Source organism: uncultured Ruegeria sp., assembly GCF_947500045.1.
GTDB lineage: Bacteria > Pseudomonadota > Alphaproteobacteria > Rhodobacterales > Rhodobacteraceae > Ruegeria.
In genome coordinates, this window is the sequence record NZ_CANMQQ010000010.1 from 24,590 (window position 1) to 41,000 (window position 16,411).

The following is a 16,411-nucleotide window of genomic DNA, read 5'->3' on the forward strand; positions in this document are numbered from 1 at the left end:
TGGGTAACAACACTGCGTTTTGCGAGAGGAGCAAATAGCCAGATGATCACTTTTTCGAAAACTACTGCTGTTGCGGCGGCCCTACTTGCGCAAGTTGCAACCGGGCATGCCTACGCGGCCGAAGATATCGTTGGCGACTGGGCTTGTGTCGAGCAAGGGTCTGCTGACTCCGAGGGTTTGCTGGGTGCCGGGTATCAGTTGGGCTTTGGTGTGAGTGAACAGCAAGGTCCAGTGTTCAAGGGCTATGTAGAATGGGATGAACCTCGCAGCGAAGTCTCGGATTCACAGATGGCCTCACGACAGATATTCAAAGAGGCGGATGGTATCGTCACATTTCGGGTGCCGATATTTGGTGCTTTCGCACTTGAGCCGGGGCAGTTCTTTTTTGTCGAAGAAGGGGATCCCGGTCACCATATCGGCAAGGTGCTGGATCAATCCACGATCGAGTTCGTTTATCTGGAATCGGGAGCAAACCCTTTGGTCGCCGTGCGGCGGTGTTCGCGCCGGTAGGACCAGTCTCATACATCAACTCCCTGCCGCTGTCGCGTTTGGGTGATGGCGGGCAGGCACTCGTCAAAAAGCAGATGGTATTGCGCGCTTCTGGAAGATCCTTTGATCCATGCGAATGAAATCGCGCGGGTCAAAGAACACCCGTCGATTTCTCTCAGCACAACTTCCCCTCTCTCGGGAATCTCTGATCTCGCATAAAACTCAGGGAATAGTGACACGCCCATCTCAATGGAAACCAGTCGGCGAAGGGCGTCGATCAGTCTTTCGACGGCAGCCTGGTCTGTCCGCGGGGACAAGGTACCGGTCGTTGTCGTACAGGATCGACTGTGGAGCGGCCCTGAAAAACCTTGCGATACAAATCCACGGAAAAGATCCTCCCGCCCCCCCTCCGTTACGAAAAGAAGGGCTAAGATGGACGACTTTTACGCCGCCCGCAGCAGGGTCATCCCGCCGATACCGTGGTCGACTTTCTCACCGCCGTTCTCAAGACACCGCGTCCTCGCCAAACCAGACCGTTACGTCACCACGCTGGCGGAGCGCCTCGTTGTTTCCGGCCCAGTTCGTCACACGGTACTTTGCCATCGCAACATTATCCCGCTGCGACGCATTGAATTTGAAAGGCATCCCAGCATCCCGCAGTCAATTCGAAGGACCAGCTACGCATTGGAAACGATTTGTGCAACACGCTCCCCCATTGAATGCCTTTTTGCGGATCTTGGTTTTCTCAAGTCAGGTTCACTTGCATCATCGTCGGAAGACCGACAACAACGCAACAGTCCCGCCAAAAAGAGATCAGACATATCACTGCTCTGTTTTTGGTGCCGTAAATCAAGCTCTTCGGCGGAAATCAAAGGGGCCTGAGCCTAACAGTGAGTTGCGAAATTCACTGGAGAAGTATAGCTGTTTTTGCACAAGAAAAAAGGAGACACTAAATGCATACGAACTTTGGTATTGTCAGTTTTGCAGCCATCTCAGTTCTTTTTTCCGGCGGCGCACACGCACAAGACAATCGCCATCAGCATCCCGGTCAACACGCGGCGGAAGTAGTTGCCCATGATGAATTCAAGGATCAGCTGCATGAGGCTTATCTGAACTACGAAGGCGCGCTTGTCGAGCTTTGCCAGCTGTCCGTTATGGCAATGCATGATCACGCATCTACGCATCACGGCAGTGTGCAGGAGTCAACCCATGACGTTAACATGGCAATTGCGAACTGCGTGAACTCGCATCTCGGCGACCACAACGACGTTATCCAAGAGATCCACACAGCGATCCATGATGAGCTCCACGCCATTGACGATTCGCAATGATTGCATCCATGCCTTCTTCGAGGGATGCCGTTGGGAAAGCGGACGGTGTCAACGCCGGGGCAAAGATGTACCAGTTGGCCGGACTAAAAGTGTGCCATGTGACGACATGAGTAAACTGGTCATAGAACGCACCGGTCAGCATTTAGGGTCAGAAATTATTGATTTCTACCGTTTTGCGACCGTTTTGCACGGATCGGAATTGACAAAATCAGGAGCAACGCGGCCGGTATCAAGGAATTGAATAAGCTTTTCAAGCGGTTGGCCATACCCACTAGAATCGACACCGTTAGATCAAAGTACCTGAACAACATATTCGAGCAGGACCACCGGTTCATCAAGAGGCTTGCGAGGCCAATGCTCGGATTCAAAAACTGCATCTCAGCTGCCACGACACTTGCGGAGATCGAAACGGCCAACATAATCCGTAAGTGGAAGTTGGGATTTTCGACAAGTGGATTCCGTAACTTTGCAGAGTTCGCCGAACAACTACACCTAATCAGAGCGCTAGCTTTGAACCACCCCAAAGCTAGCGACAGATCCTACATACTCATATGAAACCCACAGAAGCAGTTGAAAACAGAAGCGATGTTCAGCGGAGGAACTATGCCCTGATTTTTTTGTCAGGAGCATTGGCAGCCATGGGCGGACAACTTGTGAACCCACGGCTCGTCCTGCCCTTTCTATACCTTGCACTTGGCGCACCCACTTTCCTGGCTGGATTGCTTTTGCCACTGGTAACGGGTGCGCGCTTGATCGCCGAGATATTTGTCTCGCCGTTCATCAATAAAGCGACTCGCGCAAAACTTGCTGTCTATGTGCCTAATTTGATGACTGGGCTTGTTCTGGCTGTCGTCGCGCTATTTGCCACAAATCTACCGGTAACAATGGTCGTCTTGTTGTTTCTTTTGACAGCGATCACCATGGGTTTTTGCCAGGGGATCACAAGTTTGGGCACGAGCCAGATTTATGGCTTATCCGTGCCCAATACAAAGCGAAACCGGATGGTATTTGCGCAGGCAACAGTTTCTGGCCTACTTGCAATTGTCGTTGTCTGGGTCACCAAGGATCTGCTGGTTTCCGACCAACCAATTCAACGCCACATAGTTGTGATGTGGTGTGGAGTACTCGCAATGATTATCGCGGGGATCAGTTTTGTCGGAGTGAAGATATTTGAAGATGAACAGTCGCAAGCGCCAGAAGAGCGGGCAAAGCCAAAGCCCATTTCCGAGTTAACAACAGGCTTCAAAACAGGTATGGCCCACCCTTGGTTTAGAAAGTTCGTATTTGCGCGCTTGTTGTTTGTTTCAGTCGAGTTGGCCATGCCTTTTTACACAATCCATGCCGCGACATACCATATAGGAACGAAGAACTCGCTCAGCTATTTTGTTATCGCCGCTAGCGCAGGGATGGTAGTCGGATCGATTCTATGGGGTAGGTTGAGCGAACGCTGCGGCGTAAAACCTGTAATGTGGATGGGCTGCATGACATCCGCCCTATCAGCCATCTTGGCATTGGTTTTTGCCTGGAGCGGCCTGGCGCATAACGTTTGGCTGTATGCTTTTGTGATTTTTTTGCTTTCTTTGGGGGGCAACGGTGTAGTCTATGGGCGTTATCTCTTTGTTATTGAATGCTCTACGTCTCTCGAGCGCCCCTACTTAGTGGCATTTGGCGACGTCAGTGCTGGGTTGGTAGGTGTTGCGTTTGCCGCCATTCTGGGTGCGGTGGCTCACCATAGCGACCCGATTGTGCCAATAGCGGTTCTGGTCGTGCTGAACTTAGCTGCGATGCTTTTTGCCTTCTACTTGCCCGGGTCGGTATCAAAGGAGCATGAATAGCGTTCGTGAAGCCGAAGAATTGGATACGGGTCAAAGGCGGTGTTGTCATGGTTGTGATGGAATGGACATCCCCTGACCTCTCATCTGGTAGGTTTTGGAGATGGAAACCATCAGGAGGTTAGCAAAATGGCGGACTTGAAGCTTGTCGGCATAGATTTGGCGAAGAATGTGTTTCACACTTCATGGGTGCAGTGCCACAGGAGAAGTGGTTTTTCGCATACAGCTGAGACGCAACAACCTTCTATCTTTGGTTGCTGAACTGCCAGCGTGCACCATTGCGGGATGTGTCGCAAACTATGAGGTCCAATTGACGAACATGCGTGATCTGACGTTTGTTCCTGTCGAATAGATTTTGAACAGGTTTCAACATGATCTCAATGAAAGGCTGCCATTTCCCCAAGGATGTGGTTTTGTACGCTGTGTACTTCTATCTGCGGTACACGGTGTCATATCGGGATTTGGAAGAGATCATGGCTGAGCGCGGTGTTCAGGTTGACCATGCTGCTCTCAACAGTTGGGTTGTAAAATTCTCACCAATGGTCGCCGCCCGAGCGCAATCGAAGAAACGTCCAACACAGAAGTCCTGGAAGATGGATGAGACTCTGAGTAATTGAGCGTCAGCTCTCTTGCCCGGTGCATATTGGCACCGGAACAACGATAGTAGAGCAAAATGAAACAGTGTTTTGTTGGACTGGATGTTTCGAAAGCTGAAACGTCGATTTGTATATGTGATGACAATGGAGCTACCGTGCTTGCGGCGAAGAAAGTGACGGAGCCTGACGTGATCTGTCGGGCGCTGTCACTGTACCCTAATTGATCGGAATCTCGTCTGAAATTCTCCAACGATATCAATAGGGTTTTGTACCTTTATTCTTCATGCTGGGGAGTGGAAAGAAACTGGGGATCAAGCCGCGCGAAGCTGCCCTTCGCCAAGCCTTCCGTCCAAGACCGCTGCTCTGACCGTTGCCACTCGGTGTGCACCTTGCGGTGACCAGCGCATTCGGCGTTTCTTGCCCATACGAGCATTGGCGACGTCATTAACCAAGCCTTCTGCTCGAGAAGTCGAGACAGGCTTGCCGTTGCGTCGCCGATGACCATAGTCGACCAATGCCGCGCGATTGTATTGCAGATAGGTTTGCAGCTCCATTGTACGCGAAACTGCCGAAAACACTGCGTCGTTCGTTCTGCCAAAAGTTTGGCTTCGCACGTGCAGGCCAATTCTGAACAGCTCTTCAATGGCATCAAGCGCACGAGCCGTTTGGCCATGCCATATGCACCAGCGCAAGTTTTGTACTAGCTTCTTGACCGCGAGACCCTCAGGGTCCTCAAACAAAGAAAACAGGGTTTGGAACGTCGTTTCCACATGTCTGATGCGTATTGAAATATGCCACCAGTCCAGGATGTGATTGATCTCCGCACCGGTAGCGTCGCGCACCAGCCGTGGCAATGCGGGGTCACCATCGGACAAAACCGTAACTGCGGTGCCATCACGCCATCCGGCGGCTTCCAGATTTCTTCGCAAATAATCGCGCGGATTGTCCGCACCGATCACACTCAGACCAAATCGGCGTTTCTCGCGTCCCTTGCTCTCGATGGAGCCAACAATGAGTTCAAAGTTTCGCCGCTGATATTCCGGTCTCGACCGCACATAAGCGCTATCCAGAAACATTGTAATATCAGGTGACTTTGGGCGTTGGTCGGTCTCGGAGGCCGCAGAACGTTCGTCGCTCACAAGGTTGTCAGCGGTGGTCGCGAGTCGATTGCGGATCGTCACATGGTTCTGCTTGGTGCAGGGCGTCAATTCATTCAGAAGCCTCGCAGCTTCCCGAAAACTGTGGCGCGCTCCCAGTTCTGCCTGCAATCGCCGAAGCTCTGGCGTGGCGTTGTCCGGCAAAAGGCGAGTTAGAGGAGAGTGCGCGACTTTCAACATTGGAAGTCCCGGCGGCTCACACATGCATATCCGAACCCGGGGTGCTTCGATGGTTACCCGACCGAAAAGCGTGTCGATCCGGCGTTGGCGGCGATCATGAACCGGCAGATATGTTCCGCAGAATCGACAGACACGAGCGATTTCGCTGATCTCTTCGACCTGATCCTGCAGTAACGCACGCTGAATTTCTTTCAGCACCGATTTCGCCTCGGCCAGACACAGTCCAAGGTCTTCGTTCGACGCATCCACCGTTCGGCGTTCCAGAGTATTAATTTCGTGCGATCGCGTCTCGCCCCAGCTAAATTCGGTCTCTAACTTGATCCTGAATTTCATCTCTATGCCTCCTGAAAAAACAGCGAAACTCTAGATCAGAAACTTCCGGTATCCCCACATTCTTTCCACTCCCCAGTGACAGACGCTTCGAGCCCAAAGTGCTGGATGCTGCGCTATGTATGAACGGCCAATTCAAGAGATATTCGACCTTAGCAAAAAACGAATTTTCGCGTTGATGGACCGCTCGACACGCCCCAAGGCTTCACTGAATCAATCGGTGTAAGTGTGTATGTCACTGCGCCAACACATGTCCCAAGGCACCACAACCGAACTGACTTGAAAATCCAGAACGTGCATTAGGAATGAATGAATGGCAGGTTCGGCGGCCCAAGCGCTTCTTTTGCAAGTTTTACGCGTGTAAGAAGCTTTGGCAAAGCCGCTTTGATATGCGCATCGGATTGTGTGATGACTGTCGGTCCATCACTGGTGGCGAGCGCATTTACAATCTTCAAATGCTCATCGAAAAAGGGTTCGTCTTTGGGCAGTTTCACCTCGTTGCCAAGAACATAGCGACTTGCAAGATGTACGCAGCGCGATCTGCGTAACGCCTCAATAACCTCTTTGTTCGGGCTATTTTCCACGCAGTGGATGTGCAAATCCTCTTCCATTTTGTAGAGGTCGCTTGAAGATACGTTTGGGTAGTTTTTTGCAGCGTGCCGCAGATCAGCCAGCATTCCATCGATGTGGTCCGCAGATAACCTGTCGATTGATGAGGCAAGGGCGTGGGGTTCCAGATAGGTCCTCAACTCGTAAAGAGACGTGATGCGTTCTTCGTTCAGAGCGACGGTCTTCCAGCGGGACCGCTCATCGCGCAGCGCCAAACCGTTCGCTTGGGCTGTCAGCAGAACTTCGTGCATTATCGTTCGCCCAACCCCATAGTGGGTCGCGGCATCAGCTTCGCTAAACCCGATTATTCCCCGGATGGCGCAGCGTACAAGATCTGGTTCCACGATTTCATAGAGTTTGTCCGACGGTCTTACTTTGAGGGCGCCAGTTTCATCCGGCTTCAGGCCTAGCGTTGCGGAGGTGATTGGACGACGATCCAGCTCTGCCCCAACTGGTCCAATCATGAATCCCCGGCCGTTGTATCGAACCAGATGGCCTTCTGCATGAAGGGTGGCAAGCGCAGCTTTGATAGGACTGCGGCTGGCCCCAATCAATTCAGCCACGGTGGATTCTACAATGACCCGGCCCGGGTTCAACATACCATTTTCAATAGATTTTCTAAGAACGGCGAGTGTTTTCACCGTTAGGTTTTCGCTCTTGTTTTCTGAATTCGGCATCGCGTCAACCTCGCTCGGGCACAGGGAACGATCTTATGCATATTGTCTGTTTTTACAATTCCGACACCCCACGAGCAAGAAATGGTCTTTGTTGACAAAGTCCAAAAAAGCATCGTAATGATTGTCGAAGAGACGATTCGAACCCCACTTTTTGGGGGAGTTCAAGGAGCGTGGAAAATAGCATGCCGGATACGGTTTATACCATTGTATTCTATGAAGAGATTACCGACCTGCGGGCATTTGAAGCTTACGCCGAACTTGCCGCTCCGGCCGTCATCAATGCAGGCGCACGTTATTTGGCACGGGGTTTTCCAGTGATGACACGCGAAGCTGGCAAATATGCTCGGGTGACGCTTCTTGAGTGGAAATCGTTGGCAGATGCAGAGGCTCTTTATTCAGACCCGGCCTATATTGCTGCGTTTGAAAATCTTGCGGGAACTGTCAGGCGGGACATCCGCATCGTTTCAGAAGTGAATGCTGACGAATTAGTGGCCCACGCCGGAATTAGCGCAAAATGAATACATGGCGGATGGAATAGCACAATGCTGAAAACAATGGGTTTTCCTTCGCGCTACGTTCAGGGACCTGGGGCCTTGGCCGAGGTTGGTGCGTTCCTCCGCGATCTGAACTTCGAAAGACCGGTCATACTGTGCGATGAAACGGTTCGAACAGAGGTGGTGCCTTCATTGGCGCAGAGCCTTGAAAGTTCCGGTTTTCCCGTCAGCCTTTTGGATTTTCCTGGCGAAATCAATCAGGATACGCTGGCGTCCTGTCGGGACGATATCGGTCGCCATCGGGCCGACGTGGTTCTGGGCCTGGGCGGCGGTAAAGCCATAGATGCGGCCAAGGCAGCAGCAGCCCACGAAGGCGTACCGATCGTTGTTGTACCAACAGTCGCGTCCAATGACGCTCCGACCAGTCGGTTGATCGTGATCAACGATCACGATGCTCGGCCAGTGAAAATCGAGTTTTTGAAACTGAACCCCATGGCCATTTTTGTCGACACGGACGTGATCGTCAAAGCGCCGCCTCGGTTCTTTGCAGCTGGAATTGGCGATGCCATCAGCAAAAGCCTAGAGGCGCACCAATGTAACCGGTCCAATGGTCAAAACTTTTTTGGCACGCCACCAACGACGACGGCCTTGATGATGTCGGACCAATGTTACGAGGTCATTTTACGGAACGCAGTCGTCGCGTATCAATCGGTTTGCGATCGGCAGGTTAGTGCAGAAGTCGAAGAACTACTCGAAGCGACTGTTTTGCTGAGCGGTATCGGTTTCGAAAGCGGCGGGTTGTCACTGGCGCATGCCCTCCTCAGGGGGATTACAGCGGTTCCGACGATCAGCAAAATGCTTCACGGAGAGATGGTCGCATTTGGCGCTCTCATCCAGATGGTCGTCGAAGACCGCTCACCAACCGAGATCGAGCAGCTTTTGTACGTTCTGATCCAAGTTCAATTGCCGGTCACATTCGAACAGCTTGGCAGCGATGGCACTCTTTCCAACGAAGATATTGGCCGGATAGTCGATGCCACATTGGCCCATTCATACGCTAAGAACATGCACCCCCAACTGACCCCGGAAGCACTGTCACATGCGTTGCTGCAGGCCGATGCTCTGGGGCGAGAGTTCATCTGCGATGTAGGCAAAAAGACGACTACCAAGCCGGGAATCGACGTGCCTTTGAGTCGATGAGGGAATGGGGTCCGATCGAGAGACTTCGAAAAGGAGCAAGATTGATTGCCTGATCGACCCCAAAGCTTGGCAGAAGCCTGAGCGAATTGACGATACGATCTGAGACAACAACCCTAGGGAGGATAGAAATGTTCAAATACGTTACCACCGCAGCGTTGAGTGCGGTTTTGGCGACTGCGGCCATGGCCGATGGCTCAAAGGTGGGGTTGGTCCCGGGTGGACCGCATCCGTTCTTCGCCGATTGGGAGCCCGGTGGCTTGGCCGCACAGAAAGATTTTGGCCTTGAAGCCGGCGACTTTAAAGTTCCGCAGAAATGGGAGCTGAACCTGCAAAATGACTTGCTGCTCAGCATGGTCGTTCAGGGTTATGACGCCTTTGTCGTTCATCCGGGCGATCCCGTTGGCAGCGCGCCGACGCTAAATGAGATCGTTGGAACAGGTTCCCCGGTTGTGATCGCATCGGCGTGCTTGAAGGATCCATCGGATGTTGCGTTCTGCATTGCCACTGAAGCCCGCGACTCTGCCTATCGGGGCACCAAAAAGTTGATCGAATCGATGGGTGATGGACCCAAGAAGATTGTCCATTTTGCCGGTTGGTTGGTCGAGCCCAATACCCAACTGCGCATCGAAGGCGTCGAGCGGGCCGTTGCAGAACACGATAGTGTCGAGATCTTTCAGGTGATCGCCGATATTGACGCGCCCGAACCTGCTGAAGAGAAGATAAGTGCCTACATGGCCGCGTACGGATCTGAGACGGATGGGATCATTACAACCGGGTGGGTTCCAACAGTGGTGGCTGCCAATGCACTGCGCAAGGATGGCAGCAAGCGGATAAAGATGGTCGGCATTGATCATGATCCGGTAGTCGTTCAGGCGATCAAGGATGGGTATGTCGTTGGCTCCATGCTACAGAACCCGTATGGGCAGTCGTATATTGCGGCATTCGCGGCAGATCGCCTGCGGAGTGGGTGTTCCGTAAAAGATGATGCGCCTTTCACAGCGCATCCTTTGACCGCCCGATTCATCGATTCCGGCGCGCCTTACTTACATGCCGGCAACGTTGAGGACCGCGCCGCAGTCGACGAGGCAATGACCAAAGAATTGTTGTCCACGTTCGAAGAGACTTATCTCGATTGCTGATGGGCGGCAGTCGAACACGCGCTGTCGTAAACCTGGGTGCGTGACATCAAAAACGTGGAGGCGGCGTACGATCGCCTCCATGTTAGCAAGAGACTGGATACTAGCGTGTTTGCAACGTCGGAAAAATATCGTGAATTTGGTCGGGAAGGGGCTACCGACTGGCTGAAACGGATCGCGCTCAGCAATGAGTTCGGACTGTTTGCATTGATCGTTGTCGCCGTGCTCGTTTTCTCCAGTCTCGCAAGCGGGTTCTTATCAAATTTCAACCTGTATCTTTTGGGACGGATTATCGCGGTTAATACGATGATCGGCTTTTCGATGATGGTGGTATTAGTCACTGGTGGACTGAATCTTGCGGTCGGCGCTATCGGGGTTTGTGTCGCTATGACTTGCGGGTGGCTTATCGAAGACATCGGCCTGCCGTGGTATATTGCTATCGCTCTGGCAATCGTTGTCGGGGCGGGTTTGGGCGCCATCAATGGTCTCTTGGTCGTTTGGTCAGGGCTTCACAGCTTTATCATCACCCTTGCAACGATGAGTATCTTTTTCGGCGGGATGATCTTTTTGACTCGGGCCGAGTCGTTTCGGGAAATGCCAGGTGTATTTACTGATTTCAGCCGGCTAAAGTTTTTCGGATCCGTGTCCGCAATGTTGATCCCAACATGCATTGTAGCGGTACTTTTGGGGATCTTGTACCGTCTGACGCGCACGGGCAAGGAAATGCTAGCTGCCGGTGCCCAACCAGCTGCGGCTGAACAATCGGGATTACGGGTCAAAAAATTGTTTGTTCTGTGCCACGTGTTGTCCGGCGCGGTTGCGGGGTGCGCGGGCCTCATGCTGCTGGCGCGCAACGGCGCGGCTATTCCAGCAATGGCGGGCAATCTTGGACAGGACTGGTTGCTAATTGCGTTCCTGGGTCCGGTCCTGGGAGGGGCGGTGCTCTTAGGAGGGTATGTCTCAGTTTTGGGCGCTTTTCTCGGAGCAACCTTAGTGTCCGTCCTGTCAAACGGTCTTCTTTTGATCCAGGTGGGTGAATTCTGGGTACAAGCGTGCCTGGGGCTGATGCTTTTGCTGGCGGTTGTTTTGGACAAGGTCCGCCGCCTGTTTGTCGAAAACTAGAGGGGTAGCGATTTGTCTTCGCTTCTGAAAAATGACTGGGCAGGATTGGCTATGGTTTGCATCATCGCCACCATCATCATCAGTCTCAAAAGCCCGGCATTCTTCTCTGCGCTTAATGGGCAGGTGCTTTTAGAGGCAATCTCGATCAATATCTTGATCGCCTTGTCGCAAATGGTGATTATCGGGGTCGGGCAGATGAACCTATCGGTCGGCGCTATTGGCGGGTTCGCGGCAATCAGTTTCGCCGGAATGATGGAAGTCTGGGGTATTTCCGCGCCCGTGGCTGCCGGATTGGCCATCGCAATTGGCGTCTTGGCCGGAAGCCTGAACGGCATTTTCATCGTTTGGACAGGTGTTTCGGCCTTTGTCGTGACACTAGCAACTTTGGCGATATTTAAGGGCCTGAATCTCGCGATAACCGAAGCCCAGCCGTTCTATAATATTCCAGCGGAGGTCGGAGCTTTTGGAAATACCACGTTCTTTGGACCTTTGCCTTGGATCCTCATCCCGGCATTGACGATTGTCGTCTGCGTCAATTTTATGTTTAACCGAATGCCCTTGGGGCGAAAGCTGTTGGCGGTCGGCGCCAATTCACACGCGGCAAAACTGTCCGGCATCAATGTCTCCCACGTTATTATTGTGGCGCATTGCATCTCGGGGTTTCTGGCTGCAACAGCAGGTATCGCGCTGGTTGCCCGTCTGCAATTGGGCCAACCGACGATTGGTGACGACTGGCTAATCATGTCCTTTGCCGCGCCCGTCATAGGCGGAGCGATCCTGGCCGGTGGTCATGTCAGCACCGTTGCAACCGTGTTTGGCGTGATAATTGTCGCGCTGATTACGCAGGGCTTGGTGTTGTTCAAAGTCGACCCGTATCTGGTTCAGGTGGTTTTGGGAGCGCTTATTCTCGCCGCTGTCGGCTTTAACCGTTGGAAAGACATTCAGACCGCCAAAACAAAGCCGGGGATGCACAGTGGCTGATCTCAGTTTCGAAGTCCAAGCCGTGAGCAAGTACTTTCCCGGAGTCAAGGCGCTCGATTCTGTATCCATTACGCTGGAGCCCGGCAAAACTCATGCATTGTTGGGCGAGAACGGCGCTGGCAAATCAACACTGATAAAGATCATCACCGGTGTCTATGCACCGGATGAGGGTGCTTTGCATGTCGGCAGAGCACCGGTCAGATTTGCGAGCCCCCGGGATGCAATCATGGCGGGTGTTGCGGTTGTCCATCAGGAACGAAACCTGATCCCTCGCTTTTCAATTGCTGAGAATATCATGCTCGAGCATCTGAGTGATCAGGTACTTCGACCATTGAACTTTGCTGCGATTAACGAAGCTGCGCGTCCTTGGATTGAAAAACTTGGCATCAATGCAGACCCATCAACGCCGGTGATGGAATTGAGCGTGGCCCAGATGCAGATGGTTGAGATCGCAAAAGCCCTGTCGCTTCAGTCCAGTGTCTTGCTCTTGGATGAACCGACAGCCGCGTTGACGCCGCATGAAACGGTCGCGCTGTTCAATGTCTTGCGCGACGTGCGTGACAAGGGGGTCTGTGTCCTTTTTGTTAGTCACAAACTCGAAGAAGTGCAGGAGATTTGCGACAGCGTCACAGTTCTGCGGGACGGTCAAAATGCGTGCGAAAACCTCAGCATGAACGGGTTAACCCGCCAGGACCTAGTGCGTATGATGATAGGCCGCACCGAGCTAATTGCCGGATATCGGCCGCGCGACATTGACCGACGGGAAAACGCGCTGGAACTGTTGGATTTTAGCTCGTCTGCCGGACATCACGGCATTAACTTGGCCGTCGCGTCTGGTGAAATATTGGGACTGTACGGTTTGGTCGGGTCAGGGCGTTCGGAACTCGCAAAAGCGATTATCGGGTTGCTTCCAACCGACGGCGGAGACATAAGACGCGACGGCCAACGCGTTACGATTGCGAGCCCTGCAGAAGCCATTCACAAAGAACGGATCGGCTATGTGAGCGAAGACCGCAAACACGAAGGGCTGATCCTGCAGCATTCAGTCCTGGATAATGCCGGTATTACTGTGTGGCGGCGTGCCGTAAACCGATTTGGCTTCTTGACCCAGAACTCTGTTCGCCGCCTCGTAGAACCCTACCTGAAAAAGCTTCAAGTTAAGACGCCCTCGCTACGTCAGACAATCGGAAAGCTGTCCGGAGGTAACCAGCAAAAGGTTGCGTTTGCCAAATGGATGGCGGCCAATTGTGATGTCTTGATTATCGACGAGCCAACAGTTGGTATCGACATCAAGAGCAAAACCGATTTGCATGATTTGATCAGAGACCTCGCGTCCTCCGGTACGGCGATCATTTTGATCACAAGCGACATGCCTGAGATGATTCAACTCGCCGATCGGATCGCTGTCATGACTGATTTCGTCGTATCCGGAGAGTTGGGAAATGACGGAGATTATTCTTCCATGAGCAAGCAGATCATCGACCTCATTCATATCGAAGAAACAAGACTGGTCGGCGAATAGTCGGTCAAATCGCACAATTGGGAACCTCACTTTGGAACATCGTGACGTAGGACAGACAGGGCTAAAAATCTCCGAAGTTGGTTTAGGCACGGCATCAATCGCTGGTCTTTACCGGGCCTGTAGCCGCTCGGATGCCATGGACGTGCTTGAGACGGCATGGCGTTCAGGAATTCGATACTTTGATACCGCTCCGTTCTATGGTTTCGGATTGGCCGAGCGCAGACTGGGTGACTATCTCAGGGAAAAACCCGCGTCGGAATGGGTGCTGTCCACCAAGGTCGGACGGGTCTTGGAGCCCACAAAGGACGCTGTGCCGTCCTTTGGATTTGTCGACGCGCTGCCTTTCAAGTTTCACTATGACTACGGGTATGATGGGATCATGCGATCCATCGAACAGAGCTTTGCCAGGCTCGGGCTTAGCAAGATCGACATTGCCTATGTGCATGATATCGGAAGTTTCACGCATGGCGGAGACCTAACGGATCTGCACTTGCGTCAACTCTTGGATGGCGGGTTACGTGCGCTGGAAGAACTCAAAACTGCTGGTGTGATCAAGGGCTATGGCCTCGGCGTCAACGAGATCGATATTTGCAACGCTGTTATGGATCACGCGCGTCTAGACTACATTCTGCTTGCGGGACGCTACACATTGCTTGACCGCACAGCGCAGGTTGGTTTTCTTCCAAGATGTCAGGCGGCGGGCACGTCAGTCGTTGTCGGTGGTGTATTCAATTCGGGTATTCTCGCGACCGGACCTGTTGCCGATGCGTATTTCGACTATGCACCGGCGTCGCCCGAAATCCTGAACAAAGTCAGTGCAATGCAGGATCTCGCTTTTGCGGCCAACAGATCGTTGGCGGAAGCGGCCCTGCAGTTTCCACTGAACCATCCGGCTGTACGCGGCATTCTGATCGGTACGGCAAAGGGCGATAGTCTCATTCGGAACCTTGAGCTTTTGTCCAACAGGATGGCGCGCGACGAGTTCGAGCCGTTCGAGGACCATACGATCAAGCAATCATTAACCGGTGACGCCGCAGGGCTGTTCAACGTTGATTAATTCCGAGTCAAACGCCTTGTGGTGGAGAGATTTATGAATAGACGCGAAATTATCGACCCGCATCATCATCTTTGGGATTTAGCCAATCCCTATCCTTGGTTGCAGAATCCTATGGGCGTGGGCGTTGGCGGCGATTTGAATGCAATCGCTCAGAACTACCTACTTTCGGATTATCTGCGGGACTGTTCCAGCTATGATCTTCGCGGCGCTGTACATGTAGAAGCAGATTACGAACGCAGCCGTGCCGAAGAAGAAACGACTTGGGTTCAATCGATCCTTAATGGCAGTGAAATAGCGACCGGACTGGTCGTTTATGCCCCCCTGCAGAACAGCAATGTTGGGGCTCTTCTGGACACACATTTGTCCAATAGTGCGCACGTCAAAGGGGTACGCCAAATACTCTGCTGGCACCAGAAACCACAATTTTGTTTTGTCGATGACCCAAGTTTAATGGACTCTGCTGCCTGGCGACGTGGTTTGAACGAACTGGCAAAACGAAATTTGTCATTTGATCTGATGGTGTATCAGCAGCAACTCAATCAAGCGCATAACGTTATCGCGGCGCATCCCGACGTTTTCTTTGTAATCAATCACACCGCAATGCCGGAGGATCGCTCGACTGCCGGTTTTGCTCAATGGCGGGACGACCTGAAACGCGTCTCCAACCTGCCGAATGTCGCGATCAAAATCTCTGGTTTGGGACAAACCGATTGGGCGTGGACCGAAGCCAGTCTCAGACCTTACGTGCTGGAAGCAATTGAGATTTTTGGCCCAAAGCGCGCCATGTTTGCCAGCAACTTCCCTGTGGACAAAGCGTATAGCTCTTTTGATCGTCTTTATGGCGCGTTTGAAAGCATAACAAAAGACTTTGGTCGCGACGAACAACAGAACTTATTTCATGATACCGCTAAGAATATTTATCGACTGTAGGCTCACGAAGATGAGCGGCAACATCCGGCCATAGGTTAACCAGTTCTCTAGGAATAGATTCCGGAGTAGAGGCCCCTTGACAACTTTGGAGGTAAAAAATGTCAGAAACAGTGGAAGTCGAAGACACAAGCAGAATGCCTTATCAACTCCCCTTTCCAAGTGATGCGCTTGATGAAATTGTCATTCCACAGGCGATTGCTACGGATGAACGGATTTGGGTGCCCCAAGCCGAGAATGTGAGCTTTAGGCCACTTTGCCTAAACAGGTCGCAGGGGTACTGGATGAATTTGTTGCGCGTAAGAAAGTCGGGTGTCCTGTCTCGTCACCGGCATCCGCAGGCTGTCCACGGTTGGGTATTGAAGGGGCGGTGGAAATATCTTGAACACGACTGGACCGCAGAAGAAGGCAGCTATGTCTACGAGCCCCCTGGCGAAACACATACTCTGGTGGTGCCGGAAGACGTCGAAGAGATGATCACATTTTTTCAGGTGAACGGCATAATGTCCTATGTTGATCCCTGGGGGCAGCCCACTGGGTACGAAGACGTTTTCTCCAAAATTGACATGTGTAGAAAGCACTATCACGAGGTCGGCTTGGGAGCGGAATTCGTCGACCAGTTCATTCGCTGATGCAATCGTTCTGAAATACGATCGCGATACTTATGACAAACAAAGAAGGTTGAGCGCCTGCATCTAAGATCCCGGATTTGGGAGTCGGCTATTGCAAGCGTTTCTGCGGGTGCAGTTGGTCTGAACTCCAAAAGAAGAG

General features: G+C 52.4%; 17 protein-coding genes and 1 pseudogene. 14 read left to right on the top strand and 4 right to left on the bottom strand.

Annotated elements, in window-relative coordinates; translation table 11 throughout:
- The first annotated feature begins 42 nt into the window (after positions 1–42).
- Positions 43–510 (top strand): hypothetical protein, encoded by a 468-nt coding sequence (locus tag Q1B46_RS15935; protein WP_299949441.1) that lies wholly within the window; start codon positions 43–45, stop codon positions 508–510.
- Between the two features lie 8 nt (positions 511–518).
- Here Q1B46_RS15935 and Q1B46_RS22220 read toward each other — a convergent pair whose 3' ends face one another.
- Positions 519–806, bottom strand: a complete 288-nt coding sequence (locus Q1B46_RS22220; RefSeq protein ID WP_366871592.1) for a LysR substrate-binding domain-containing protein — start codon at positions 804–806, stop codon at positions 519–521.
- A 187-nt stretch (positions 807–993) separates the two neighbouring features.
- Positions 994–1,134, bottom strand: coding sequence for a hypothetical protein (locus tag Q1B46_RS15940; protein WP_299664821.1), 141 nt, complete (start codon positions 1,132–1,134; stop codon positions 994–996).
- A 308-nt stretch (positions 1,135–1,442) separates the two neighbouring features.
- Here Q1B46_RS15940 and Q1B46_RS15945 point away from each other — a divergent pair, with 308 nt between their 5' ends.
- The 4 genes and pseudogenes from Q1B46_RS15945 to Q1B46_RS15960 all read left to right on the top strand — a co-directional run.
- The gene (locus tag Q1B46_RS15945; RefSeq protein WP_299664819.1) at positions 1,443–1,820 is read left to right on the top strand and encodes a hypothetical protein; all 378 of its coding nucleotides are present in this window, start codon (positions 1,443–1,445) and stop codon (positions 1,818–1,820) included.
- Positions 1,821–2,018: 198 nt separating this feature from the next.
- Complete coding sequence (locus tag Q1B46_RS15950) at positions 2,019–2,375, top strand: DDE-type integrase/transposase/recombinase (protein ID WP_299949698.1); 357 nt, start codon at positions 2,019–2,021, stop codon at positions 2,373–2,375.
- The gene (locus Q1B46_RS15955; RefSeq protein WP_299664816.1) at positions 2,372–3,655 is read left to right on the top strand and encodes an MFS transporter; all 1,284 of its coding nucleotides are present in this window, start codon (positions 2,372–2,374) and stop codon (positions 3,653–3,655) included. Before Q1B46_RS15950 ends, Q1B46_RS15955 begins: the two co-directional genes overlap by 4 nt.
- Before the next feature lie 368 nt (positions 3,656–4,023).
- Positions 4,024–4,257: pseudogene (locus Q1B46_RS15960) on the top strand (IS6 family transposase); the annotation flags it as partial.
- A gap of 302 nt (positions 4,258–4,559) precedes the next feature.
- Here the strand turns inward: Q1B46_RS15960 and Q1B46_RS15965 are convergent.
- Entirely contained in the window at positions 4,560–5,918 is a 1,359-nt protein-coding gene (locus Q1B46_RS15965; RefSeq protein ID WP_299949443.1) for an ISKra4 family transposase, read from the bottom strand.
- A gap of 296 nt (positions 5,919–6,214) precedes the next feature.
- Positions 6,215–7,201 (bottom strand): GntR family transcriptional regulator, encoded by a 987-nt coding sequence (locus Q1B46_RS15970; RefSeq protein ID WP_299949445.1) that lies wholly within the window; start codon positions 7,199–7,201, stop codon positions 6,215–6,217.
- A gap of 182 nt (positions 7,202–7,383) precedes the next feature.
- Here Q1B46_RS15970 and Q1B46_RS15975 point away from each other — a divergent pair, with 182 nt between their 5' ends.
- From Q1B46_RS15975 to Q1B46_RS16015, 9 genes are all read left to right on the top strand, one after another.
- A complete protein-coding gene (locus Q1B46_RS15975) occupies positions 7,384–7,719 on the top strand; it encodes a DUF1330 domain-containing protein (protein ID WP_299949448.1) in 336 nt (111 codons plus the stop codon).
- Between the two features lie 24 nt (positions 7,720–7,743).
- Positions 7,744–8,895 (top strand): glycerol dehydrogenase, encoded by a 1,152-nt coding sequence (locus Q1B46_RS15980; protein WP_299949450.1) that lies wholly within the window; start codon positions 7,744–7,746, stop codon positions 8,893–8,895.
- Between the two features lie 128 nt (positions 8,896–9,023).
- Positions 9,024–10,034: a sugar ABC transporter substrate-binding protein gene (locus Q1B46_RS15985; RefSeq protein ID WP_299949451.1), complete on the top strand. Its 1,011-nt coding sequence runs from the start codon at positions 9,024–9,026 to the stop codon at positions 10,032–10,034.
- A 105-nt stretch (positions 10,035–10,139) separates the two neighbouring features.
- A complete protein-coding gene (locus tag Q1B46_RS15990; protein ID WP_299949453.1) occupies positions 10,140–11,153 on the top strand; it encodes an ABC transporter permease in 1,014 nt (337 codons plus the stop codon).
- A 12-nt stretch (positions 11,154–11,165) separates the two neighbouring features.
- Positions 11,166–12,134, top strand: coding sequence for an ABC transporter permease (locus Q1B46_RS15995; protein ID WP_299949455.1), 969 nt, complete (start codon positions 11,166–11,168; stop codon positions 12,132–12,134).
- Positions 12,127–13,656 (top strand): sugar ABC transporter ATP-binding protein, encoded by a 1,530-nt coding sequence (locus Q1B46_RS16000; RefSeq protein ID WP_299949457.1) that lies wholly within the window; start codon positions 12,127–12,129, stop codon positions 13,654–13,656. Before Q1B46_RS15995 ends, Q1B46_RS16000 begins: the two co-directional genes overlap by 8 nt.
- Before the next feature lie 31 nt (positions 13,657–13,687).
- A complete protein-coding gene (locus Q1B46_RS16005) occupies positions 13,688–14,713 on the top strand; it encodes an aldo/keto reductase (RefSeq protein WP_299949459.1) in 1,026 nt (341 codons plus the stop codon).
- Between the two features lie 33 nt (positions 14,714–14,746).
- Positions 14,747–15,643, top strand: coding sequence for an amidohydrolase family protein (locus Q1B46_RS16010; RefSeq protein WP_299949461.1), 897 nt, complete (start codon positions 14,747–14,749; stop codon positions 15,641–15,643).
- A gap of 98 nt (positions 15,644–15,741) precedes the next feature.
- Complete coding sequence (locus tag Q1B46_RS16015; RefSeq protein ID WP_299949463.1) at positions 15,742–16,272, top strand: 2,4'-dihydroxyacetophenone dioxygenase family protein; 531 nt, start codon at positions 15,742–15,744, stop codon at positions 16,270–16,272.
- The last annotated feature ends 139 nt before the right edge of the window (positions 16,273–16,411 follow it).

Bases quoted from the DNA above. Each gene is read 5' to 3' on its own strand.
- Q1B46_RS15940 (WP_299664821.1), bottom strand. From the start codon at position 1,134: ATGCCTTTCAAATTCAATGCGTCGCAGCGGGATAATGTTGCGATGGCA.
- Q1B46_RS15955 (WP_299664816.1), top strand. From the start codon at position 2,372: ATGAAACCCACAGAAGCAGTTGAAAACAGAAGCGATGTTCAGCGGAGG.
- Q1B46_RS15970 (WP_299949445.1), bottom strand. From the start codon at position 7,201: ATGCCGAATTCAGAAAACAAGAGCGAAAACCTAACGGTGAAAACACTC.
- Q1B46_RS16015 (WP_299949463.1), top strand. From the start codon at position 15,742: ATGTCAGAAACAGTGGAAGTCGAAGACACAAGCAGAATGCCTTATCAA.
- Q1B46_RS15980 (WP_299949450.1), top strand. From the start codon at position 7,744: ATGCTGAAAACAATGGGTTTTCCTTCGCGCTACGTTCAGGGACCTGGG.
- Q1B46_RS15965 (WP_299949443.1), bottom strand. From the start codon at position 5,918: ATGAAATTCAGGATCAAGTTAGAGACCGAATTTAGCTGGGGCGAGACG.
- Q1B46_RS15945 (WP_299664819.1), top strand. From the start codon at position 1,443: ATGCATACGAACTTTGGTATTGTCAGTTTTGCAGCCATCTCAGTTCTT.
- Q1B46_RS15975 (WP_299949448.1), top strand. From the start codon at position 7,384: ATGCCGGATACGGTTTATACCATTGTATTCTATGAAGAGATTACCGAC.
- Q1B46_RS15935 (WP_299949441.1), top strand. From the start codon at position 43: ATGATCACTTTTTCGAAAACTACTGCTGTTGCGGCGGCCCTACTTGCG.
- Q1B46_RS15985 (WP_299949451.1), top strand. From the start codon at position 9,024: ATGTTCAAATACGTTACCACCGCAGCGTTGAGTGCGGTTTTGGCGACT.
- Q1B46_RS16010 (WP_299949461.1), top strand. From the start codon at position 14,747: ATGAATAGACGCGAAATTATCGACCCGCATCATCATCTTTGGGATTTA.